Origin of the sequence: Defluviimonas salinarum (assembly GCF_026013545.1) — a bacterium.
Classification (GTDB): Bacteria; Pseudomonadota; Alphaproteobacteria; order Rhodobacterales; family Rhodobacteraceae; genus Albidovulum; species Albidovulum salinarum.
Genome location: NZ_JAPDOG010000009.1, coordinates 1 through 19887 on the forward strand (window position 1 = coordinate 1; position 19887 = coordinate 19887).

The window sequence follows — 19887 nt, forward strand, 5'->3', positions numbered from 1 at the left end:
GGGGCTTGTAGGGGCGGTCGCCGGAGCGCTCGGGCCGGTCGCTCTCGCCACGGGGTGCGCGGGGCTTGAACGGGCGGTCGCCGGAGCGCTCGGGTCGGTCTCCGCCGCTGCGTGGTTTGCGGGGGCGGTCCGCCCCAGCCGCCGGGCGCTTCGGGCCGCGCCGTTCGCCGCCGTCACGCCCCGCTTCCGAAGCGCCATCGCCGCCGTCCGCGAGACCGCCGAGCTGATCGCGGAGCACACGGCTCTTCACCTCGACGACATCGCCGAGCTTCATCTTGTTCAGCCGGAACGGGCCGTAGCTGACCCGGATCAGCCGGTTCACGGTCAGCCCGACCTCGGTCATCGCGCGGCGGATCTCGCGGTTCTTGCCCTCGCGCAGGCCCACCGTCAGCCAGGCATTCGCGCCCTGCTGCTTGTCGAGCGTGATGTCCATCGGCAGGAAGTCCTCGCCGTCGATGGTCACGCCCCGGCGCAGCGGATCGAAGGTCGCCTCGTTCGGGCGGCCGTTCACCCGCACCCGGTATTTCCTGAGCCAGCCGGTGGAGGGCAGTTCCAGCTGCCGTTTCAGCTCGCCGTCGTTGGTCAGGAGGAGGAGCCCCTCGGAATTGAGGTCGAGCCGGCCGACGCTCATCACCCGCGGCATCCCCTCGGGCATCGTATCGAAGACCGTCTGGCGGCCCTTCTCGTCCTTGGCCGAGGTCACGAGGCCGACGGGCTTGTAGTAGAGCCAGAGCCGCGCCGGCTGCGGTTCGTCGATCGGCTTGCCGTCGAGCGTCACCTTGTCGGAGGGCAGGACGTCGAGCGCGGGGCTTTTCACCGGCTTGCCGTTCACCGTCACCCGGCCGTCGAGGATCATCTTCTCGGCATCGCGGCGCGAGGCCACACCCGCGCGGGCCATTACCTTGGCGATACGTTCGCCCTGTGCGGTGTCGTCGGTCATGACGCGGGAGCCCTCAATCTGGTCTGAAGCGCCCCCTCTAAACCCATTCGCGTCCCGGGGGAAGCGCTTGCGTGCGCCGCCGGGGCAGGGCATCACGGGGGCCATGAGCGGATTTCGCAGCCATATGGAGGCCGCGCTCGCCGAGGCGCGGGAAGCGGCGGCGCGCGGCGAGGTGCCGGTCGGCGCGGTTATCGTCGCGCCCGATGGACGGATCGTGGCCGCGGCCGGAAACCGCACCCGCGAGCTGAACGATCCGACCGCCCATGCCGAGATGCTGGCGCTCCGCGCCGCCTGCGCCGCCGCCGGGTCGGAGCGGCTGCCGGGGCACGACCTCTATGTCACGCTCGAACCCTGCCCGATGTGTGCGGCGGCGATCTCGTTCGCCCGGATCGGCCGACTCTACTACGGCGCGGAGGATCCGAAGTCCGGCGGCGTCGCCCACGGCGCGCGGGTCTACGCCCATCCACAGTGCCACCATGTCCCGGAGGTCTATGACGGGATCGGCGCGGAACCGGCGGCGCGGCTTCTGCAGGAATTCTTCGCCGGGCGGCGCGGCTGACAAGGTCTTGGTCGAGGCGCGCGATCGGTCTAGCCTTTCGGGAAGCGGGGAGGGGACCATGACCGAAGCCTTGCCGGAACGCTCCAGGATCTACCGGGGCCGGATCACCGATTCGACGATCTGGGACCGGTTCGCGCTCAGGCCCGGAGATGCGCTCGTGGTGACGCCGCCGAAATGCGGCACGACCTGGGTGCAGGCGATCGTGCTGATGCTGATCCACGGCCGGCCGGGCATGGACAAGCTGGTCGACCAGATCTCGCTCTGGGTCGATTGCGGCTTTCGCGATGTCGATGCCCGTGCCGCGGTGCTTGCCGCCCAGACCCACCGGCGCTGCATCAAGTCGCATACGCCGCTCGACGGGATCACCTACGATCCCGATTGCACCTATTTCGCGGTCTACCGCCACCCGCTCGACGTACATTTCTCGATGCGCCGCTTTGCCTTGTCGATGAATGTCGACCTGATGAACGACCGCTTCCCCGACGATATTTCCGAGGGATTCCGGATGTATCTGGAAGACCGCTCGAAGGACGGCGGCAACGACGACATGACGCTCGATTCCATCACTTACCACTACGCCTCGTTCCGGCGCTGGGCGCATCTGCCGAACCTGCACCTGCTGCACTATGCCGATCTCACGCGCGACCTGAAGGGGCAGGTCGAGCGCATCCAGCGGATCCTCGGCTACGACCATCCCGAACGCCTCATCGACGAGATCGTTGCAGGCGCGCGGTTCGAGACCATGAAGGCCAATGCGCGGGAGGCGGTGCAGGAGGAGAACTCGGTCCTCGACAACGCGGCGAGCTTCTTCGCCAGCGGGACCAGCAACAAGTGGGAGAAATACCTCACCGCCGAAGAGGTTGCCCGCTACGACCGGCGCATCCGCGAGCTCTTGCCGGAGGCGGATGTGCGCTGGCTGGAACGGGGAGCGGCGGCCGCGTGACGGCCGGCCGTGTCGGGCGGGACACATACAATCGCCTTCGGGGAAGGGTACAATTCCGCGCTTTGTATCCGCCGGAATCGGTGTATCTTGCGCGCGTCCAGACACCAGAAGAAGGAGGCGTAGGATGACTTTCCATGATCATGCGATGCTCCGTCGAGGTGCGTGGACCCTTGAGACCGCAGCAACGTGGTACCCGGCCTATCCCGGCCACTGCTGACGTCCTCGCCGCCGGGCGCCCGCCCGGCCGTTTCCACCAATCCTGACGCGCCCGAGTGGTCCCGTTCGCGGGACGACTGCACCCCGCCGAGCGGATTCGCATTCAAACCCAACCATTGAGGAACCGGCGGCCACGGGCAGCCGGTCGAGTGAACACATGAACGTCGAACTGCATCTCGACCCCCGACCTCCCGCCGCCGCGCTGGAGGATCTGATTTCCCGGCACGGTCCGGCCCGCGTCGCGGCAGCGCTCCTGCGCGTTCTCGCGGCGCGGCTCAGGCCGTCGCGGCGGCGCTCCGCGGACGACCTGTCAGGCTGGCTCCGCCGCGACATCGGGCTCGACCCTCTGGGCAAGAGCCCGGAATACTGGAAGTTCCTGCCCTGAAGGGCCGGGTGCGGGGTGCCGCGCCCGGCCGCTTGCGCGGGATCAGAGCGTGATCGGGACCAGCACTTCGGGCTCGATCACCTCGACCCCGGACAGCCCGGCCTTCAGTTCATCCGCCGACTGAGCAAGGATGGGGAAGGTTTTGTAATGGCAGGGAATAACGGTCTTGAAGGCGAAGTATTTCTTGGCCACCCAGGCTGCGGCCTTCATGTCCATCGTGTAGTGGCCGCCGGCGCAGAGGATGCCGATGTCGGGCTTGTGATATTCCCCCATCCAGCCCATGTCCGCCATCACGTCGGTATCGCCCGAGACATAGATCACATGGCCTTCGCCCGCGATCATGAAACCGGCCTCCGAGCCCGCGGGCTGGGGCAGGCCGCCGGCGAAGTCGATGCTCGACGAATGGCAGGCGGTGACCATCGTCACCTTCGCTCCGCCGAGATCCACCGTGCCGCCCTTGCCGAAGCCGATCGCCTCGACGCCCTCGGCGCCGAGCACGACCGAGAGCTCGTGGATGCAGGCGACAGGGATGCCGGCGTCCTTCGCGATCGCGACGGCATTGGAGGCGTGGTCGCCGTGGCCGTGGGTCAGGAGGATATGGGTCGCGCCCGCGACCGCCTCGGCGCGGCGCTTTTCGGGGAATGACGGATTGCCGCTGACCCAGGGGTCGACGAGCAGCACCGCTCCTTCGATCTCGATGCGAAATCCGGAATGGCCGAGCCAGGTGATCTGCATGGAACCCTCCCTTGTGCTGGCGCGCTCGGGCAGGCTAGAGCGTCGGTGGTGGCGGCACAACCGTTCCGTCCGACGCGGCGGCCGGGCCGGGGGCGAACTTTCGGCGAAAATTCGAGGCTTCCGGCCGGCGGTCACGCCAACCAGTTCACGGCGCAGCCGATCCGCTCGAGGAAGGCGAAGAGGTCGTCGCGGGCCATGGCGACGGTGCGATCGTTGACGAGCGGGTGCATGTAGATCACTTCGGCCTCGCGCGCGGCGGGATCGAGGTGGAAGCTCACGCCGGACTTCACCCCGTTGACCATCGCGAGCGGGCTGACCGCGCCCGGCCGGATGCCGAGATGCTCGAAGAGCCGTTCCTCGGAGCCGAAGGAGAGGTTGCCCGCGCCGAGCGCGGCGCCGAGCGCCTTGAGGTCGATCTCGTGGCTCTGCTCCAGCGTCACGAGGTGGTTCTTCTTCTTCTTGTCGCGGAGATAGAGGTTCTTGATCCGGAGCGCCTTCTCGCCCGGCTGGACGAACAGATGTTCCGCGGCCTTGGAATCCTCGACCGTCCGGAGCGGGGCATGGGTGTAGAGCCGGTAGGGCAGACCCCAGGCGTCGAGCTCGGCGAGCAGCGCGTCGGAGCTGAGGGGCAGGCTGTCCTGGTGGGCGGAGGAGGCGTCCATGTCGTACCTTTCGCTGGCGGGCGGACAATAGGGGCGTGCGCGGCCTCCCGCAATGCCCGGTCCGGCTTGCGGCCCCGGCGCGGCGCGGCTAAACGGTGCGGGACGTTTTTCAAGGGGGCACCCATGTCGATCGACACCGATACCGCCCGCAAGGTCGCGCATCTGGCGCGCATCGCCGTGAAGGAAGAGGACCTGCCGGCGCTGGCGGGGGAGCTCTCCGCCGTTCTCGCTTTCATGGAGCAGCTCAACGAGGTCGATGTCGAGGGCGTCGAGCCGATGACCTCGGTCACGCCGATGCGGCTCAAGCGCCGCAAAGACGTGGTGACGGACGGGAACATGCCCGAAAAGATCCTCTCGAACGCGCCCGACGCGCGCGAGGGTTTCTTCGCAGTGCCGAAGGTGGTGGAATGAGCGAACTGAACAGACTGACCATCGCGGCCGCGCGAGATGCGCTGCGCAAGGGCGAGGTGACCTCGGCCGAGCTGACCGAGGCCTGCCTCGCGGCGATCGAGGGGGCCGGGGCGCTCAACGCCTTTGTCCACAAGACGCCCGAGATCGCGCGGGAGCGTGCGGCGGCGGCGGACCAGCGGATCAAGTCTGGAGACGCGCCGGCGATGTGCGGTATACCGGTCGGGATCAAGGACCTCTTCTGCACCAGGGGCGTGCCCTCGCAGGCGGCCTCGAACATCCTGAAGAACTTCCGTCCCGAGTACGAATCCACCGTCAGCCAGCAGCTCGCGGACGCGGGTGCCGTCATGCTCGGCAAGCTCAACATGGACGAGTTCGCGATGGGCTCGTCGAACGAGACCTCCTGCTACGGCAACGCCGTCAACCCCTGGCGACGCGGCAACGACGATACGGCGCTGACGCCAGGCGGGTCCTCGGGCGGCTCGGCGGCGGCGGTCGCGGCCGATCTCTGCCTTGGCGCCACCGGCACTGATACCGGCGGCTCGATCCGCCAGCCGGCCGCCTTCACCGGCATCACCGGGATCAAGCCGACCTATGGCCGCTGCTCGCGCTGGGGCATCGTCGCCTTCGCCTCCTCGCTGGACCAGGCCGGGCCGATGACCAAGGACGTGCGCGACGCGGCGATCATGCTGCAGGCGATGTGCGGCCATGACCCCAAGGATTCGACCAGCGCCGATCTCGCCGTGCCGGATTTCGAGGCCATGCTCACCGGCGACATCCGCGGCAAGAAGATCGGTATCCCGCGCGAATACCGCATGGACGGTATGCCCGAGGAGATCGAGGCGCTCTGGCACAAGGGGGCCGAGATGCTTCGCGATGCCGGTGCCGAGATCGTCGACATCTCGCTGCCGCATACGAAATATGCGCTGCCGGCCTATTATGTCGTGGCGCCGGCCGAGGCCTCGTCGAACCTCGCGCGCTATGACGGGGTGCGCTATGGCCACCGCGCCAGGCTCGCGCAGGGCGACGGCATCACCGAGATGTACGAGAAGACCCGCGCCGAGGGCTTCGGCCACGAGGTCCAGCGCCGGGTGATGATCGGCACCTATGTGCTCTCGGCCGGCTTCTACGACGCCTATTACAACCGCGCCCGCAAGGTGCGCGCGCTGATCAAGCGCGACTTCGAGACCGTCTTCGCCGATGGCATCGACGCGATCCTGACGCCGGCGACACCCTCGGCGGCCTTCGGGCTCGGTGAGATGGCCGATGCCGATCCGGTCGCGATGTATCTCAACGACGTCTTCACCGTCACCGTGAACCTCGCCGGCCTGCCGGGCGTCGCGGTTCCGACAGGTCTTGACCGTCAGGGCCTGCCGCTCGGGCTGCAGCTCATCGGCCGGCCGTGGGAAGAGGGTGATCTGCTGAATCACGCCTATGTGCTGGAGCGTGCGGCGGGATTTGTTTCCAAGCCGTCGAAATGGTGGTAAGGCGCGCACCGAAGGGTAATTGGGAATTCGCGATGCGTAGAATTGTGCCTAGCCTGACGCTGCTGTTCGTGGCGGCTTGCCAAAGCTCGGGACCGACCAGCCAGACCGGCGGCGTCGGGTTCGAGAGCTACAGCGACTATCAGAGCCGGCGCATGGCCGAGGTGCAAGCCCAAGGCTATGGTCGGTTGCCCGACGAGGCCGCCCAGGGCCAGATGGCGACCTATCCGCAGACGGCGACTGCCGGGACCGGCGCGCCGACCGCGGCGGAACTCGCGCAGGCGGGCGTCACCGGCGCGGCCGCGCTCGCGAATACGCAGTCGACCTATCCGCAGACGGCCTACCCGGAAACCACTTATCCGCAGACGACCTTTCCGCAGACGACCTACGCCGAGACCACCTATCCGTCGACGGTCCCGCAGGCAGTTGAGCCCGCCTATCCGCAGGCGACGGCCCCGGCCGCTGTCGTGCCCGCCGCGCCGGTCAACAATACCGGCATCTCTGACGAACAGGATTTCTCCGCCGTCTCCTCCCGCGAATCCATCGAATCGGACAAGGAGCGCATGGCCGCGAACCGCGCGCAATACGAGCAGATCCAGCCGACAGAGCTGCCCCAGCGCGAGGGCGGATCGGGCCCGAACATCGTCGAATACGCGATCAGCGCGCCGAACCGGCTGGGCGAATCGATCTACAAGCGCTCGGGCGTCGCGCTTTCCAATCACGAGCGCGCCTGCGCCCGCTACGCGACGCCCGAAGACGCGCAGCAGGCGTTCCTGAAAGCCGGCGGACCCCAGCGAGACTCGAAGAACCTCGACCCGGACGGCGACGGCTTCGCCTGTTTCTGGGATCCGACCCCGTTCCAGAAGGTGCGCGGCTGAGGCGTGGCGGCGTACGCCTCGCCCAATTTCGGTGAGCGGCGCGGCGGTGCGCGGCCGAGCCTGATCGTCCTCCACTATACCGCGATTCCGACTTGCGCCGAGGCGCGGGCGCGGCTTTGCGACCCGGCCGCCGAGGTCTCGGCGCATTACCTTGTCTCCGAGGCCGGCGTCGTCGAGGCGCTGGTGGCCGAGGAGGCGCGGGCCTGGCATGCCGGGGCAGGGGCCTGGGGGGCGATCACCGACGTCAACTCGCATTCGATCGGGATCGAACTTGCCAATCCCGGCGATGCGCCGTTCCCCGAGCCGCAGATGGCGGCGCTGGAAGCGCTTCTGGCCGGCATCATGGCGCGCTGGGCGATCCCGCCCGAGCGGGTGATCGGCCATTCCGACATGGCGCCCGAGCGCAAGCGCGATCCGGGGCCGCGGTTCGACTGGCGGCGGCTGGCGCAGGCCGGGCTCTCGGTCTGGCCCGGCACAGGTGGCGATCCCGCCACCGCTTTCGTCGCTTCGGCACGCGCCTCCGGTTATCCCGACGCGGCGCCCGAAACCCTGCTCGCCGCGTTCCGGCTGCGCTTCCGGCCCGGGACCGGCGGACCCGAGGATGCGGAAGACCGGGCGCTCGCCGCCGATCTCGCGCGCCGCTTCCCGGTTGACGGCGGCACGGCGGACGCCTAACTCCACGGTGCGCGGATGGCCGGATGACCGCGAGGGGCGACCTTCGAGGAAAGTCCGGACTCCATGAAGCGACGGTGCCGGGTAACGCCCGGCCGGGGAAACCCGAGGGAAAGCGCCACAGAGAACAGACTACCCCGGACCTGTCCGGGGAAAAGGTGAAACGGTGGGGTAAGAGCCCACCGCGGACTTGGCAACAAGGACGGCACGGCAAGCCCCACCGGGAGCAATGCCAAATAGGGGCCTCGCGCGGGGCAAGTCCGCAAGGATACTGACCGCAGGGACGCTTCAGCCCGAGAGGCCCGGGTTGGCAGCTTGAGCGCGCCGGTAACGGCGCGCCGAGAGGAATGGTCATCCAGCCCCGGATCACGGTCCGGGGTGGACAGAATCCGGCTTACAGGCCGTCCGCGCATCCTTTTCTTGTGGCCCGCCCGTCCGTCCGACATGCGGCCTATCCGTGCCGGTCGGCAGGCGTGATCGGCAGACCGCGCACGGCCCGGAAGAGCACCGCAAGCGGGGCGATGAGCCGGGCGAGCGCCACCCGGCGACGGTACGCGGCCTCGGCGTGCAACTGTACCGTCCTGCGCTCGATGTGCTCTTTCCGGGCGATGGCATGGCGCTCTTGCACGCGGCCGGAGTGGTGATCGGTGACGAGATGGCGGTGGTCATGTTCGAACATCTTTCCATCCTTCGTTCTGCTGACTTGACGATGGCAGGGATGGTAATTGAGCCTGATTGGGTCGGTAATCCGCTTGGTGCGGCATTTACTATTTCAAAAACCAGAATAATACTTGCGGCATGGACATGCTCATGGCCATGAAGGTTGCCGCAGAAATCGCCCATCGCGGCAGTTTCGCCGCGGCGGGCCGCGCACTCGGTCTGTCGCCGCCCTCGGTCAGCCGGATCGTCTCCGAGCTTGAAGCCGACCTCGGCGTGCGGCTCTTCAACCGCAGCACGAGGCATGTCGCGTTGACGGAGGAGGGACAGGTATTCTTCCGAAGGGGCGAGGCGATACTTGAAGAAATCGATGCCTTGAGAGAAGTGACGCGAGCGCAGCATCGTGTCCTCAGTGGCCAGATCACGCTCAGCTCGTCGGTTGCATTCGGCAATGAGCTGCTGCCGCCGGCAATCGCGGGGTTTCTGGCCAGGCATCCGGAGGTACAGGTTCAACTCGGCGTTTCAAACCGGACCGTGGACCTCATTCAGGAGCATGTGGATATCGCGTTTCGCATAGGCGTTGGCGGGTTGCCGGACTCGACGCTCAAGGCGGTAAGGGTTCTCGATTACCGGCTGATCTTCGTCGCATCGCCCGGTTACCTGAGCGCGCATGGCTACCCGACCGATCTGGAGGAGCTCAAAGGGCGGCCGGTCGTTAAGCTTTTCACGGGCAGTTGGGGCCACGTTCATACCCTTCAGACGCCGGATGGCCCCGTCGAATACCGTCTCCCGGAAGCTTTTAGCGTTGATGCGTTCCGTGCCCAGCTTGGGGCGGTTCTCGCCGGGCATGGCCTCTCGCTCATGCACGACTACGTTGCCGCGCCGGAGATCGCAGCGGGGCGGCTGGTCCACGTTCTGCCCGGGTTTCAGACGGTGCCGCAATCGGTCTACGCGGTTTACGCGCATCGTCACCTGATGGCGACGCGAATTCGGGTCTTTCTGGATTTCATCCTGGAGTGGTTCAAAGGCCGGGGCGTGCCGCTCGGTGGTCCGGAAGAGTCGGAGGATCGCCGGTAGGCTTCGGCTGTGCGGCTGCTGCTGGACCACGTGACCGTCGAGCAGCCGGTCCACGCGGTCTTCCTGCATCGGACCCACGTTCCGTCCAAGGTCCGGGTAATCGTCGACTACCTCGTCGACCACTTCGCGCGGCTCGGCAGGGGTGGCGCATGCGCTCGGACGATTTTCGCCGCGATTCAGGCGGTTCGCGGTATCATGGCCGCGAACCGAGAGGGAGGAGCATCATGAGTTTCGTCAAGACGCTGGCGGCGCTGGCCGCCGGTTTCGCTGCCGCCAAGGGCTATGACAAGTACCAGGACATGGGCGGCATGGCCGGGGTGAAGAAGATGATGAAGGAGGCAGGAGAGCCGGGCGGCATGGTCGACCAGCTCGGCGCGAGCGCCGAGAAGATGGGCCTGCCGGGCGGCGCCCGCGCCGTGCGCGAGCTCTACGAGCAGTTCGGCGGTGCGACGGACGCCGCCGAGGCCGGGCTCGGCGGGCTTCTCGCCTCGATGACCGGCGCGGCTACCGCGGGCAGCAAGGCGATGGGCGAGATGATGGGCGCGATGGTGGGCGCGAGCCCGGCCTCGGCGATCGCCGAGGAGCACGCGCGGCTGATGATCCGGGCGATGATCCAGGCCGCCAAGGCCGACGGCGAGATCGACGCCGAGGAGCAGCGCAAGATCCTCGACCATCTCGGCGATGCGAGCGCCGAGGAGGTGGCATTCGTCCGCGCCGAGTTGCAGCGGCCCTCCGACGTGATGGCGCTGGCGCAGGCCACCGACGAGTCGATGCGGGCGCAGATCTACGCGACCTCGCTGATGGCGATCCGGGTCGACAACCCGGCCGAGCACATCTATCTCAGCCAGCTCGCCCAGGCGCTCAGGCTCGATCCGACGACGCGGGCGCGGCTCCACCGGGAAATGGGGCTGGCGGAGGGCTGACGGCGCAGAAATTGCGCGGCCAAGGGCAGGATTGCGGTTGACTCCGTCCCGCGCCCGGGTAAAAGGCGGGCTCCAAGGATTTCGCGGGCGGCAGACCGTCCGGCTGTAGGAGAACGACGATGGCGAAGCCGACGACGATCAAGATCCGTCTGAACTCGACGGCGGGCACCGGGCACTTCTATGTGACCAAGAAGAACGCCCGCACCATGACCGAAAAGATGGTTGTGCGGAAGTACGACCCGGTCAAGCGCGAGCATGTCGAATACAAGGAAGGCAAGATCAAGTAAGATCTGCCGGATCGACGAGGGACAGGGGCCGCGCATCAGCGCGGCCTTTTCTTTTGGTGGAGTACCATGTCCGACGGCTTCACGATCCGAACGGCAGGGCCGGCCGATCTTGCGGCGGTCGACGCTTTGCTGGCGCGGTCCTATCCGCGGCTGCTCGCGCCCGACTATCCGCCCTCGGCTCTGGTCCTCGCGTTGCCGCTTCTGGCGCGGGCGCAGCCGGCCTTGCTCGCCTCCGGGCGCTACTACCTCGCAGAGGCGCCCGACGGGCAGGTGATCGGGGCCGGTGGCTGGTCGCGGGCCGCACCGGGCTCCGGCGAAACCGGGCCGGGCCTTGGCCATGTGCGCCATCTCGTGACGGATCACCGGCACCTGCGGCGGGGCATCGCGCGGGCGATCCTGGAGCGGGTCTTCGCGGAGGCGCGTGCCGGCGGTGTGCGGGAGCTGGACTGCCTGTCGACCCGGACGGCGGTGCCGTTCTACGCGGCGGTCGGCTTCGAGCGGCTCGAGGAGGTGACCGTCGCGCTGCGGCCCGGCATCGACTTCCCGGCGGTGCGGATGCGGGCGCGGATATGAAAAGGGCCGGGGAGATCCCCGGCCCTTCGATCTTCGGTTCGGCTCAGATCACTCGCGGTTGCCGAGGAACTGCAGCAGGAACATGAACATGTTGATGAAGTCGAGATAGAGGTTCAGAGCCCCCATGATCGCCGACTTGCCGAGCCACTCCGCGTCGCCTTGCTGGGCGTGCGCGATGTAGTTGTTCTTGATGTTCTGCGTGTCATAGGCCGTGAGACCCGCGAAGATCAGCACGCCGAGCGCCGAGATCGCGAGTTGCACCGTGCCCGAGCCGAGGAAGAGATTCACGATCGAGGCAACGATCAGGCCGATCACGCCCATGATCAGGAACGAACCCCAGCCCGAGATGTCCTTCTTCGTCGTGTAGCCCCAGAGCGAGAGGCCGGCGAAGGCGATCGCGGTCACGAGGAAGGTCTGCACGATCGACATGCCGGTAAAGACGAGGAAGATCGAGCTGATCGAGACGCCCATCACAACGGCGAAGCTATAGAACACGAGCTGCGCGGCCGCGGCCGACATGCGGTTCAGCATCGCGGTGAAGCCGAAGACGAAGGCGAGGGGCGCGAACATCACCACCCATTTCAACGGCGAGAGGTAGAGCGCGGCGCCGAAGCCCGTCAGGTACTTGTCGGCGCCGATCTGTGCAGCGGCGAGCGACGGGTCGGTGGTCACCGCAAGGCCGGCAATCGCCCAGGCGGCGGCTGCCGTCAGCAGCATGCCGACCGACATCAGCCCGTAGACTTTGTTCATATGGGCGCGCAGGCCCTCGTCGATCGCTAGCGTCCGGGCGCCTACCCGGCCGGCACGGATCGTTTCATATTCAGCCATCTAAGCCTCCAGATGCGTTTCCCTTGGGCGCGACGTCGCCGCCGCGCCCTTCCGGTGAAATATCGGGAAGCGTGCGCTCAAATTCAAGCTTTTCCGTCCACGATTTCGTGTCGTTAACGAAGCCAGTGCGACGGAACGTCCCAGGCCGGGCGCTCGGACTCGCGACGGGCCTCGTCGGCGCTTATTCCGATGTCCTTCAGTAAATGGCCGCTGAGTTCGGAGAGTGCCCGGCGCTGGCGGCGGATTTCACGCATCTGGCGCAGGCGGTCGAAAAGTCCGGTGTGGCGGCGCGGACGGGAATGGGCCAAGGGGTGAATGATCGTGCGTTCCATCGGTATTCCTTTCTCGTCGTGATGGGTTGGTGGCTGTTCATCAAGAAGCTTGATTTATATGGCATGGTGTGATGAATTAATGAAATGAATGATTGTATAAGAAACGATAACGGATTGTGATGATGCCTCGAAATCTCGATCTCACCGCCCTCCGAGCTCTGGTCGCGGTTGCCGATGCCGGCGGCGTGACCCGCGCGGCGGGGCTCCTGAATCTCACGCAATCGGCGGTCTCGATGCAGATCAAGCGGCTCGAGGAGGGGCTTGGGCTCGGGCTCTTCCTTCGCGCGCAGCGCCGGCTGACGCTGACGCCGGAGGGCGAGCAGCTTCTCCATTACGCGCGGCGCATGCTGGAACTGAATGACGAGGCGCTGTCGCGGCTTGCGGACACAGGTTTCGACTGCGAGATCCGGCTCGGCGTGCCGCATGACATCGTCTATCCGGCGATCCCCGGCGTCCTCCAGCGGCTGAATGCCGTCTATCCTTGCGCCCGCGTCAATCTCCTGTCCTGCTTCACGCCTCTTCTCAAGGAGGAGTTCGCGCGGGGCGAACTCGACCTGATGCTGACCACCGAGGAGGCCCCGGGCGAGGGTGGGGAGGGCTTGGTCCGAATGCCGCTGGCCTGGGTCGGCGCGCCGGGCGGCAAGGTCTGGCAACGCCGGCCGCTCCGGCTTGGCTTCGAGGAGAATTGCCGGTTCCGTCCCGTGGTACTCGCCGCGCTCGACCGCGCGGGAATCGCTTGGGAAATGGGCTTCACCGGCCGCTCGAACGACACGATCCAGGCGATGGTCGCGGCCGATCTTGCGGTCACCGCGCGGATGCAGGGATTGATCCCCGACGGGCTGGCCGAGGTCGTGGATGATGCTCTGCCCGATCTCGGCACGATGCAGATCTGCCTTTACGACGCCGGGATCAGCAAGGGCGAGGTTACTGAACGGCTGAAAAGCGAGATCGTCGCGGCCTATGCCTCGCCCGAGACGCGCACCACGACCTTGCCGGTCGATTTTCGCGCCCGCAGGAGCGTCAGCGCTTCCTCGGTCCGTGCCAGCGGCAGCCGGTAGGAGATGTGAGGCCGGAGCCCGCCCTCCTGGTACCAGCCGAAGAGCGTGGCGAGGCTCGACGTCAGGACCTCCGGACGGAATTTCAGGTAGCCGCCCCAGTAGAGCCCCATCACCGAGAGGTTCTTGACGAGGAGGTGGTTGGCCTTGATCTGCGGCACGGTTCCGCTTGCGAAACCGATGGCGAGGATGCGGCCATCGGGATTGGTGGCGCGGAAGGCGGCGTCGAACTGTTCGCCGCCGACGGGATCATAGACCACGTCGGCGCCGCCGAGCGCCTTGATCGCGCCGCGCAGGTCGCCGGCCTCGCTGTCGATGAGGTGATCGGCGCCGGCGGCCTCGGCCGTTGCGAGCTTGTCGGCGCCGCGTGCGCAGGCGATGACGCGTGCGCCCATGCGCTTGCCGATCTCCACCGCCGTCAGGCCGACGCCGCCCGCCGCGCCGAGCACGAGGAGCGTCTCGCCAGGCTGCAGTCGCGCCTTGTGGTCGAGCGCCACATGGCTCGTGCCATAGGCGACCTGGAACGCGGCCGCGTCGTCGAAGGGCATCGCGTCGGGCAGGGGCACGCAGCGCGCAGCCGGGAAGCAGCCGTATTCGGCGAGCCCGCCGCAGGGCGCATGTACCGCGACCCTTGTGCCGGGGGCGGGGCCCGTCACGCCGGGCCCGACCGCGTCGACCCAGCCGGCCGGCTCCATCCCGAGCGTCAGGGGGGGCTCGGGCCGTTCCTGGTACTTGCCCTCGATCATCAGGAGATCGGCGAAGTTCAGGCCGCAGGCCGCGATCCTGAGCCGGACCTCGCCGGGGCCGGGTTCCGGCAGCGGGAGATCGCGCAGTTCCGGCGACCCGCCGAAGGTTTCGATACCGAACGCTTTCATCTTGCCTCCCTCGCTCGAGGGGAGGCTACCTCTCCGATTGAGCGGTTTCCAGTGGCATTGCGCAGGGTAGCATTTGCAGAATGAACAAGGTTTCCTGCACGATCTTTGCGAAATGAATTGCAAAATGCAAAATTCGCCTGAGGCGAGCGACATGATCTGTATTTTCGTATAGGATGACATCGTGCGATAAATATGGATTCTTGAAGGGAACGGCATCGACTGCGCGTGACCGTCGCCTTTTTGGTAATTCCTTATCGAATTTCGGGGAGGTTATTATGAATGGCACGAAACTTGCTAGTTTAATGACATGGTAGTGTGGAGGCGGATATGAAACACCCTGTAGATGTGCACGTTGGCAAGCGGGTCCGGCATCGGCGCTGGATGGTTGGCATGACCCAGCAGCAGCTTGCCGACAAGGTCGGCATCAAGTTCCAGCAGATCCAGAAATACGAAACCGGCATGAACCGGATTTCCGCCTCCCGGTTGTGGGATATCGCGGATGCGCTCAGTGTGCCGATCAGCTTCTTCTTCGAGGGACTCGATTCCCGCACGCCGATCGTCGAGGAGATCGACGGCGACATCCTCGCCGACAAGGAGGCGCTGATGCTGGTGCGCTCCTACTACGCGATCCCCGAGGCGCAGCGGCGGCGGCTCTTCGATCTCGCCAAGGTTCTCTCCGACGCGGCCTGAGGCGGCTTGACCGGGAGGGGCACCGGGGGCTACCGCTGACGCAAAGATGCGCGAGGCCCCCGATGAGCCCTTTTCCTGATTCCGAGCGTGATGCGCTCGTGGCCACCGCCCATGCCCTGGCCGACGCCGCCCGCGAGGCGACGCTGGCGCATTTCCGCGCCGATGGGCTGGCTGCCGACAACAAGGAAACCAGCCGCTTCGATCCGGTGACGGTCGCCGACCGCGCCTCGGAGGAGCGGATGCGGGCGATCCTCGCCGAGCGGCGTCCGGACGATGCGATCCTTGGCGAGGAGTTCGGGCCGAAACCCGGAACCTCGGGCCTGACCTGGGTGCTCGACCCGATCGACGGCACGCGCAGCTATCTCTCCGGCACCCCGACCTGGGGGGTGCTGATCGCGCTTTCCGACCCGACCGGCCCGGTCTTCGGCCTGATCGACCAGCCCTATATCGGAGAACGCTTCGCCGGCGGGTTCGGGATTTCCGAGGTGACCGGCCCGATGGGGATGCGGCCGCTCAGGGCGCGCCCGGCGCGGCCGCTCTCGGAAGCGATCCTTTTCACCACCTTTCCCGAGGTCGGCACCGAGGCCGAGGGCGCGGCCTTCCGCCGGCTCTCCGCGCGGACCCGGCTGACCCGCTACGGGATCGACTGCTACGCCTACGCGCTCGTCGCCGCCGGCCAGATCGACCTCGTGGTCGAGGCGGGTCTGCAGGCCTACGACGTGCAGGCGCCGATCGCGGTGATCGAGGCGGCGGGCGGCATCGTCACCGACTGGGAGGGCCGCCCCGCGCATCAGGGCGGAAGGGTGCTGGCCGCAGCCAATCCCGAGATTCATCGCGCGGCGATGGAGGTGCTCAACGGCTAGGTTCGGCGGATTTTTCGGGATTTTGAACAGGAGTTTTCGGAAATCCCGCATGGTCGCGTGGCGGCGAACCTTCTAGACTGCCGCCGCTGCCGAGTCCTTCCCCCTTCTGTCGCGCAGCCGTTCCCGATCCACCGAAGGGGGTGGCAGGAGGGAACATGTCCGAGATACTCATCAGGAATGCCGCGCGGGTCGTGACCATGGACGCGGGCCGCACCGAGGTCGAAGGGGGCGACGTGCTGATCCGCGGCGGCGTGATCGCCGCGGTCGGTCAGGGCCTCGCGACCCGCGGCACCGTGGTCGAGGCGCAGGGCTGCGTGGTGACGCCCGGCCTCGTCAACACCCATCACCATCTTTACCAGACGCTCACCCGTGCGGTTCCGGGCGGGCAGGACGCGCTCCTCTTCGGCTGGCTGAAGACACTCTACCCGATCTGGGCGCGGTTCGGGCCCGAGGAGATGCGCGTCTCCGCGCTCACCGGGCTGGCCGAACTGGCGCTTTCAGGCTGCACGATGACGTCCGACCATCTCTACCTCTATCCGAACGGCGCCCGGCTGGACGACACGATCGACGCGGCGCGCGAGATCGGGCTGCGGTTCCACCCGACGCGCGGCGCGATGTCGATCGGGACGAGCGCGGGCGGCCTGCCGCCCGACAGCCTCGTCGAGGCGGAGCCGGCGATCCTGAAGGACATGGAGCGGGTGGTGGACGCCTTCCATGACTCGGCCGAGGGGGCGATGGTGCGGGTGGGCCTCGCGCCCTGCTCGCCGTTCTCGGTCAGCCGTGACCTGATGCGCGAGGCGGCACTCCTGGCCCGCGACAAGGGCGTGATGCTGCACACGCATCTGGCCGAGAATGACGAGGACATCGCCTACAGCCTCGCGCAGTTCGGCTGCCGTCCGGGGCAATATGCCGAGGACCTCGGCTGGACCGGCGCCGATGTCTGGCATGCTCACTGCGTCAAGCTCGATGGTTCGGAGATCGATCTTTTCGCCCGGACCGGCACCGGCGTCGCCCATTGTCCCTGTTCGAATTGCCGGCTCGGCTCCGGCATTGCGCCGGTGCGCGCGATGCGCGATGCGGGCGTCAAGGTGGCGCTCGGCGTCGACGGCTCGGCGTCGAACGACGCCGGGAACCTGATCGCCGAGGCGCGGACCGCGATGCTCCTGCAGCGCGTGGCGCGCGGGGCGGACGCGATGAGCGCGCGCGAGGCGCTGGAGATCGCGACGTTGGGCGGTGCGCGGGTGCTCGGGCGGTCGGATTGCGGCGCGCTCGAACCCGGCAAGCGTGCCGATATCGCGGTCTGGGACCTTTCCGGGATCGAGGCCGCCGGCGCCTGGGACCCGGTCGCGGCGCTCGTGCTGTGCGGGCCGACACGGGTGCGTGATCTTTTCGTCGAAGGGCGTCAGGTCGTTCGGGACCAGCGGCTCACCACCATCGATCTCGATCATGCCGTTGCGGCCCAGAACGCGTTGGTGCGGCGCCTGATGCAGTGACCCGGAGCCGCCCGCCGTCGGCCCGGTTTGGGGGGGCGGCCGGGGTCGTGTTAGGCTTCGAGCCTGACCCATGAAGCGAGGGGCGAGGTCGCCGTGAAGATCGTGAAACCGGATCCGACGCAACGCGAGTCCGCGGTTGGAGAGCTCTATTTCGGCGCGCCTATCGATTACAGGTACCTTGTGACACGACCCGACAGTGGGGCGCTCGATGTCTGCCTCGTGGATTTCGAGCCCGGCGGGCGCAACAGGGTGCACACGCACGTCTACGATCAGATCCTGTTCGTGACCGCTGGCCGCGGCATCGTCGCCGACCGGAACGGCGAGCATATCGTCGAGCCGGGGGACACCATCATCATTCCGGCCGGCGAGTCGCACTGGTATGGCGCCACGCCGGCAGACCGTTTCTCCCGTCTCTGCATCGAGCGCCACATCAACGAGATCACGATCGTCGAGGAGTGAGCGCCGGGCGCGGAGTGGACGGCATGGACGACGAAGCGGAAATCCGGGCGTTGATCGGCGCGCATTTCGAGGCGCTTGGCTGGTCCGAGGGCGGGACGCCGGACTGGCGGCGGTTTCGGGCGGATTTCCTTCTGGACGCGCGGCTCTTTCCGGCCGCGCGACCGGTGGAATCGAAGACGCTGGACGATTTCGCCGCGCGCATGGAGCGGGTTGCGCGCGAGGTCCTGACCACGTTCGAGGAGCACACGCGCGGCATGGAGGTACGCGTGTTCGGCAACATCGCTGTCGTTCTGGCCGCCTCCGAGATGATCGAGAACGGGCAAGACATCAATCGCGACGTCAGTGATTATCTCGTCGTGAAGTCCGGCGGGCAATGGCGGATCGCGGCGCAAGCGTGGGACAGGGAGACGCCGGAGAGGCCAGTGCCGCCCGATCTCCTGTGATACGGGTTCGCGCGCTGGGCAGCCCGGAGCACGCGGTCAGAACTTGCGGATGCCCCCGGCCCAGACCGAGGTCACGGCACGATCGTCCCCCATCATGATCGTCGGGAAGACCGCTTCCCAGATGTCCTTGGCGCGCGTCGCGCGTTGCGCGATGGCCGGGGTGGAGGCGAGGTCGATCACCGCGATATCGGCTTCCATGCCCGGCGCGAGATTGCCGATCCGGCCGTCGGCGCGCAGGCTCCGGGCCGCGCCCTGTGTCGCGAGCCACCAGAGTTCGGAGGGATGCAACGGCCGCCCGCGGAGCTGCGCCACCTCGTAGGCTGCGGCCATCGTGCGCAGCATCGAGAAGGACGACCCGCCGCCGGTGTCCGTGGCAAGGCCGATCCGGTGGCCCGAACGCGACAGACCGTCCATGTCGAACAGCCCCGAACCGATGAAGGTGTTCGAGGTCGGGCAGTGGATGAGGCTCGCATCGACCTCCTTCAACCGGTCGATCTCGCGCGGCTCGAGGTAGATCGCATGACCGAACAGCGCCCCAGGCCCGAGAAGGCCGAACTGCTCGTAGGTATCGAGATAGTCCCTGAGCGTTGGGAAGAGCGACTTGACCCACGCGACCTCGTCGGTCTGCTCGGAAAGATGCGTCTGCATCAGGCAGTCCGGGTGCTCCTTCCAGAGCGCGCCCATCGCTTCGAGCTGTTCGGGCGTCGAGGTCGGCGAGAAGCGGGGTGTGACCACATAGGAAAGCCGCCCGCGCCCCTGCCATTTCTCCAGCAGCCGCTTGCTGTCGTCATAGGCCGACCGCGGCGTATCGGTGAGCGCCTCGGGCGCGTTGCGGTCCATGCAGGTCTTGCCGGCGAAGGCGCGCAGGCCGCGGCGCTCGGCCTCGGTGAAGAAGGCGTCGACGCTTTCGGGATGGATCGTGCAGTAGGAGCAAACCGTGGTGGTGCCGTTCGAGAGCGTCAGGTCGAAATAGCGCGCGGCGATCTCGGCGGCGTAGGCCGGGTCGGCGAACTTCATCTCTTCCGGAAAGGTGTAGGAATTCAGCCAGTCGATGAGCCGCTTGCCCCAGCTCGCGATCATCGCGGTCTGGGGGTAATGGACATGGGCATCGACGAAACCGGCCGAGATCAGCGCCTTGCCGTAATCGGTCACCTTTGCCTGCGGGTGGGCGCGGCGAAGGTCATCCGCCTCGCCCACCTCCGCGATGTGCCCCGCCTCGATGAGCACGCCGCCGCGCGCCGAGTGCCGCCCCGCCTCGACGCCGTCGGTCATCGGGTTTCCGGTAAACTGCAGCACCTGTCCGATCAGGAGATCCGCCATCTCGCCTCGCCATCATAATTCCGTTGCCTGCGCAGTCTAAGGCCATGAGGGGCACGGGGAAATCCGCCCGTTGCCCCTGTTTCTTTGAAACTCCTTCCGATAATGTCGCGGTAATCGAGCGGGGGGCAGG

The 19887-nt window shown here is 67.1% G+C and carries 27 protein-coding genes and 1 other RNA gene; 20 read left to right on the forward strand and 8 right to left on the reverse strand.

Annotation, left to right across the window (positions count from 1 at the left end):
- A partial coding sequence (locus OM960_RS11120; RefSeq protein WP_264772004.1) for a pseudouridine synthase occupies positions 1–940 on the reverse strand: 940 nt, incomplete at its 3' end.
- Between the two features lie 103 nt (positions 941–1043).
- On the opposite strand from OM960_RS11120, the gene OM960_RS11125 reads away from it, so the two are divergent.
- The 3 genes from OM960_RS11125 to OM960_RS11135 all read left to right on the forward strand — a co-directional run bounded on the left by OM960_RS11125 (position 1044) and on the right by OM960_RS11135 (position 3043).
- Entirely contained in the window at positions 1044–1499 is a 456-nt protein-coding gene (locus OM960_RS11125; protein WP_263336565.1) for a nucleoside deaminase, read from the forward strand.
- Between the two features lie 58 nt (positions 1500–1557).
- Entirely contained in the window at positions 1558–2442 is an 885-nt protein-coding gene (locus OM960_RS11130; RefSeq protein ID WP_264772005.1) for a sulfotransferase domain-containing protein, read from the forward strand.
- Between the two features lie 373 nt (positions 2443–2815).
- The gene (locus OM960_RS11135) at positions 2816–3043 is read left to right on the forward strand and encodes a hypothetical protein (protein WP_264772006.1); all 228 of its coding nucleotides are present in this window, start codon (positions 2816–2818) and stop codon (positions 3041–3043) included.
- Between the two features lie 42 nt (positions 3044–3085).
- Here the strand turns inward: OM960_RS11135 and OM960_RS11140 are convergent, their stop codons facing one another.
- Both OM960_RS11140 and OM960_RS11145 read right to left on the reverse strand, forming a co-directional pair.
- The gene (locus OM960_RS11140) at positions 3086–3778 is read right to left on the reverse strand and encodes a metal-dependent hydrolase (RefSeq protein WP_264772007.1); all 693 of its coding nucleotides are present in this window, start codon (positions 3776–3778) and stop codon (positions 3086–3088) included.
- A 131-nt stretch (positions 3779–3909) separates the two neighbouring features.
- Positions 3910–4440: a prolyl-tRNA synthetase associated domain-containing protein gene (locus tag OM960_RS11145; protein ID WP_264772008.1), complete on the reverse strand. Its 531-nt coding sequence runs from the start codon at positions 4438–4440 to the stop codon at positions 3910–3912.
- 123 nt (positions 4441–4563) lie between these two features.
- On the opposite strand from OM960_RS11145, the gene gatC reads away from it, so the two are divergent.
- The 5 genes from gatC to rnpB all read left to right on the forward strand — a co-directional run bounded on the left by gatC (position 4564) and on the right by rnpB (position 8295).
- Positions 4564–4851, forward strand: a complete 288-nt coding sequence (gatC, locus tag OM960_RS11150) for an Asp-tRNA(Asn)/Glu-tRNA(Gln) amidotransferase subunit GatC (protein WP_263336555.1) — start codon at positions 4564–4566, stop codon at positions 4849–4851.
- Positions 4848–6335 (forward strand): Asp-tRNA(Asn)/Glu-tRNA(Gln) amidotransferase subunit GatA, encoded by a 1488-nt coding sequence (gene gatA / locus OM960_RS11155; protein ID WP_263336552.1) that lies wholly within the window; start codon positions 4848–4850, stop codon positions 6333–6335. Before gatC ends, gatA begins: the two co-directional genes overlap by 4 nt.
- Positions 6336–6487: 152 nt before the next feature.
- Positions 6488–7210 carry a hypothetical protein gene (locus OM960_RS11160; RefSeq protein WP_264772009.1) on the forward strand — a complete coding sequence of 241 codons (723 nt, stop codon included), beginning with the start codon at positions 6488–6490 and terminating at the stop codon, positions 7208–7210.
- 3 nt (positions 7211–7213) lie between these two features.
- Positions 7214–7885, forward strand: a complete 672-nt coding sequence (locus OM960_RS11165; RefSeq protein ID WP_264772010.1) for an N-acetylmuramoyl-L-alanine amidase — start codon at positions 7214–7216, stop codon at positions 7883–7885.
- Between the two features lie 11 nt (positions 7886–7896).
- An RNA gene (rnpB, locus tag OM960_RS11170) (RNase P RNA component class A) lies at positions 7897–8295 on the forward strand.
- Between the two features lie 38 nt (positions 8296–8333).
- Here the strand turns inward: rnpB and OM960_RS11175 are convergent.
- The gene (locus OM960_RS11175) at positions 8334–8561 is read right to left on the reverse strand and encodes a hypothetical protein (RefSeq protein ID WP_263336545.1); all 228 of its coding nucleotides are present in this window, start codon (positions 8559–8561) and stop codon (positions 8334–8336) included.
- Positions 8562–8680: 119 nt separating this feature from the next.
- On the opposite strand from OM960_RS11175, the gene OM960_RS11180 reads away from it, so the two are divergent.
- From OM960_RS11180 to OM960_RS11200, 5 genes are all read left to right on the forward strand, one after another.
- Positions 8681–9616, forward strand: coding sequence for a LysR family transcriptional regulator (locus OM960_RS11180; protein WP_263336543.1), 936 nt, complete (start codon positions 8681–8683; stop codon positions 9614–9616).
- 9 nt (positions 9617–9625) lie between these two features.
- The gene (locus tag OM960_RS11185; RefSeq protein ID WP_263336541.1) at positions 9626–9844 is read left to right on the forward strand and encodes a hypothetical protein; all 219 of its coding nucleotides are present in this window, start codon (positions 9626–9628) and stop codon (positions 9842–9844) included.
- Complete coding sequence (locus tag OM960_RS11190; protein WP_263336540.1) at positions 9841–10539, forward strand: tellurite resistance TerB family protein; 699 nt, start codon at positions 9841–9843, stop codon at positions 10537–10539. The genes OM960_RS11185 and OM960_RS11190 overlap by 4 nt, the downstream gene beginning before the upstream one ends.
- Before the next feature lie 119 nt (positions 10540–10658).
- On the forward strand, positions 10659–10826 hold the full coding sequence (rpmG, locus tag OM960_RS11195) for a 50S ribosomal protein L33 (RefSeq protein WP_017928995.1): 168 nt from the start codon (positions 10659–10661) through the stop codon (positions 10824–10826).
- A 66-nt stretch (positions 10827–10892) separates the two neighbouring features.
- A complete protein-coding gene (locus OM960_RS11200) occupies positions 10893–11399 on the forward strand; it encodes a GNAT family N-acetyltransferase (RefSeq protein ID WP_264772011.1) in 507 nt (168 codons plus the stop codon).
- A 48-nt stretch (positions 11400–11447) separates the two neighbouring features.
- Here the strand turns inward: OM960_RS11200 and OM960_RS11205 are convergent, their stop codons facing one another.
- Together OM960_RS11205 and OM960_RS25545 are read right to left on the reverse strand one after the other, a co-directional pair.
- Positions 11448–12227: a Bax inhibitor-1/YccA family protein gene (locus tag OM960_RS11205; RefSeq protein WP_263336527.1), complete on the reverse strand. Its 780-nt coding sequence runs from the start codon at positions 12225–12227 to the stop codon at positions 11448–11450.
- Positions 12228–12340: 113 nt separating this feature from the next.
- Positions 12341–12481: a DUF1127 domain-containing protein gene (locus OM960_RS25545; protein WP_354003559.1), complete on the reverse strand. Its 141-nt coding sequence runs from the start codon at positions 12479–12481 to the stop codon at positions 12341–12343.
- On the opposite strand from OM960_RS25545, the gene OM960_RS11210 reads away from it, so the two are divergent.
- The gene (locus tag OM960_RS11210) at positions 12431–12631 is read left to right on the forward strand and encodes a hypothetical protein (RefSeq protein WP_264772012.1); all 201 of its coding nucleotides are present in this window, start codon (positions 12431–12433) and stop codon (positions 12629–12631) included. The two genes, OM960_RS25545 and OM960_RS11210, sit on opposite strands and share 51 nt — an antisense overlap.
- A 50-nt stretch (positions 12632–12681) precedes the next feature.
- A complete protein-coding gene (locus tag OM960_RS11215; protein WP_290428638.1) occupies positions 12682–13617 on the forward strand; it encodes a LysR family transcriptional regulator in 936 nt (311 codons plus the stop codon).
- Here OM960_RS11215 and OM960_RS11220 read toward each other — a convergent pair.
- Entirely contained in the window at positions 13518–14489 is a 972-nt protein-coding gene (locus OM960_RS11220; RefSeq protein ID WP_263336523.1) for an NADPH:quinone oxidoreductase family protein, read from the reverse strand. The two genes, OM960_RS11215 and OM960_RS11220, sit on opposite strands and share 100 nt — an antisense overlap.
- Before the next feature lie 327 nt (positions 14490–14816).
- Here OM960_RS11220 and OM960_RS11225 point away from each other — a divergent pair, with 327 nt between their 5' ends.
- The 5 genes from OM960_RS11225 to OM960_RS11245 all read left to right on the forward strand — a co-directional run bounded on the left by OM960_RS11225 (position 14817) and on the right by OM960_RS11245 (position 18437).
- Positions 14817–15179, forward strand: a complete 363-nt coding sequence (locus tag OM960_RS11225; protein ID WP_263336521.1) for a helix-turn-helix domain-containing protein — start codon at positions 14817–14819, stop codon at positions 15177–15179.
- 62 nt (positions 15180–15241) lie between these two features.
- A complete protein-coding gene (gene hisN, locus OM960_RS11230; protein WP_264772013.1) occupies positions 15242–16042 on the forward strand; it encodes a histidinol-phosphatase in 801 nt (266 codons plus the stop codon).
- A gap of 155 nt (positions 16043–16197) precedes the next feature.
- Positions 16198–17535, forward strand: coding sequence for an 8-oxoguanine deaminase (locus OM960_RS11235; protein ID WP_264772014.1), 1338 nt, complete (start codon positions 16198–16200; stop codon positions 17533–17535).
- Positions 17536–17628: 93 nt separating this feature from the next.
- Positions 17629–17994: a cupin domain-containing protein gene (locus OM960_RS11240; protein ID WP_264772015.1), complete on the forward strand. Its 366-nt coding sequence runs from the start codon at positions 17629–17631 to the stop codon at positions 17992–17994.
- Between the two features lie 23 nt (positions 17995–18017).
- Complete coding sequence (locus OM960_RS11245; RefSeq protein WP_264772016.1) at positions 18018–18437, forward strand: hypothetical protein; 420 nt, start codon at positions 18018–18020, stop codon at positions 18435–18437.
- A 36-nt stretch (positions 18438–18473) separates the two neighbouring features.
- On the opposite strand, the gene guaD is transcribed toward OM960_RS11245, so the two are convergent.
- Positions 18474–19757 (reverse strand): guanine deaminase, encoded by a 1284-nt coding sequence (guaD, locus tag OM960_RS11250; protein WP_264772017.1) that lies wholly within the window; start codon positions 19755–19757, stop codon positions 18474–18476.
- Positions 19758–19887: the final 130 nt, after the last annotated feature.

Bases quoted from the DNA above. Each gene is read 5' to 3' on its own strand.
- OM960_RS11125 (WP_263336565.1), top strand. From the start codon at position 1,044: ATGAGCGGATTTCGCAGCCATATGGAGGCCGCGCTCGCCGAGGCGCGG.
- OM960_RS11130 (WP_264772005.1), top strand. From the start codon at position 1,558: ATGACCGAAGCCTTGCCGGAACGCTCCAGGATCTACCGGGGCCGGATC.
- OM960_RS11135 (WP_264772006.1), top strand. From the start codon at position 2,816: ATGAACGTCGAACTGCATCTCGACCCCCGACCTCCCGCCGCCGCGCTG.
- OM960_RS11140 (WP_264772007.1), bottom strand. From the start codon at position 3,778: ATGCAGATCACCTGGCTCGGCCATTCCGGATTTCGCATCGAGATCGAA.
- OM960_RS11145 (WP_264772008.1), bottom strand. From the start codon at position 4,440: ATGGACGCCTCCTCCGCCCACCAGGACAGCCTGCCCCTCAGCTCCGAC.
- gatC (WP_263336555.1), top strand. From the start codon at position 4,564: ATGTCGATCGACACCGATACCGCCCGCAAGGTCGCGCATCTGGCGCGC.
- gatA (WP_263336552.1), top strand. From the start codon at position 4,848: ATGAGCGAACTGAACAGACTGACCATCGCGGCCGCGCGAGATGCGCTG.
- OM960_RS11160 (WP_264772009.1), top strand. From the start codon at position 6,488: ATGGCCGAGGTGCAAGCCCAAGGCTATGGTCGGTTGCCCGACGAGGCC.
- OM960_RS11175 (WP_263336545.1), bottom strand. From the start codon at position 8,561: ATGTTCGAACATGACCACCGCCATCTCGTCACCGATCACCACTCCGGC.
- OM960_RS11180 (WP_263336543.1), top strand. From the start codon at position 8,681: ATGGACATGCTCATGGCCATGAAGGTTGCCGCAGAAATCGCCCATCGC.
- OM960_RS11190 (WP_263336540.1), top strand. From the start codon at position 9,841: ATGAGTTTCGTCAAGACGCTGGCGGCGCTGGCCGCCGGTTTCGCTGCC.
- rpmG (WP_017928995.1), top strand. From the start codon at position 10,659: ATGGCGAAGCCGACGACGATCAAGATCCGTCTGAACTCGACGGCGGGC.
- OM960_RS11200 (WP_264772011.1), top strand. From the start codon at position 10,893: ATGTCCGACGGCTTCACGATCCGAACGGCAGGGCCGGCCGATCTTGCG.
- OM960_RS11205 (WP_263336527.1), bottom strand. From the start codon at position 12,227: ATGGCTGAATATGAAACGATCCGTGCCGGCCGGGTAGGCGCCCGGACG.
- OM960_RS11210 (WP_264772012.1), top strand. From the start codon at position 12,431: ATGGCCGCTGAGTTCGGAGAGTGCCCGGCGCTGGCGGCGGATTTCACG.
- OM960_RS25545 (WP_354003559.1), bottom strand. From the start codon at position 12,481: ATGCGTGAAATCCGCCGCCAGCGCCGGGCACTCTCCGAACTCAGCGGC.
- OM960_RS11215 (WP_290428638.1), top strand. From the start codon at position 12,682: ATGCCTCGAAATCTCGATCTCACCGCCCTCCGAGCTCTGGTCGCGGTT.
- OM960_RS11220 (WP_263336523.1), bottom strand. From the start codon at position 14,489: ATGAAAGCGTTCGGTATCGAAACCTTCGGCGGGTCGCCGGAACTGCGC.
- OM960_RS11225 (WP_263336521.1), top strand. From the start codon at position 14,817: ATGAAACACCCTGTAGATGTGCACGTTGGCAAGCGGGTCCGGCATCGG.
- hisN (WP_264772013.1), top strand. From the start codon at position 15,242: ATGAGCCCTTTTCCTGATTCCGAGCGTGATGCGCTCGTGGCCACCGCC.
- OM960_RS11235 (WP_264772014.1), top strand. From the start codon at position 16,198: ATGTCCGAGATACTCATCAGGAATGCCGCGCGGGTCGTGACCATGGAC.
- OM960_RS11245 (WP_264772016.1), top strand. From the start codon at position 18,018: ATGGACGACGAAGCGGAAATCCGGGCGTTGATCGGCGCGCATTTCGAG.
- guaD (WP_264772017.1), bottom strand. From the start codon at position 19,757: ATGGCGGATCTCCTGATCGGACAGGTGCTGCAGTTTACCGGAAACCCG.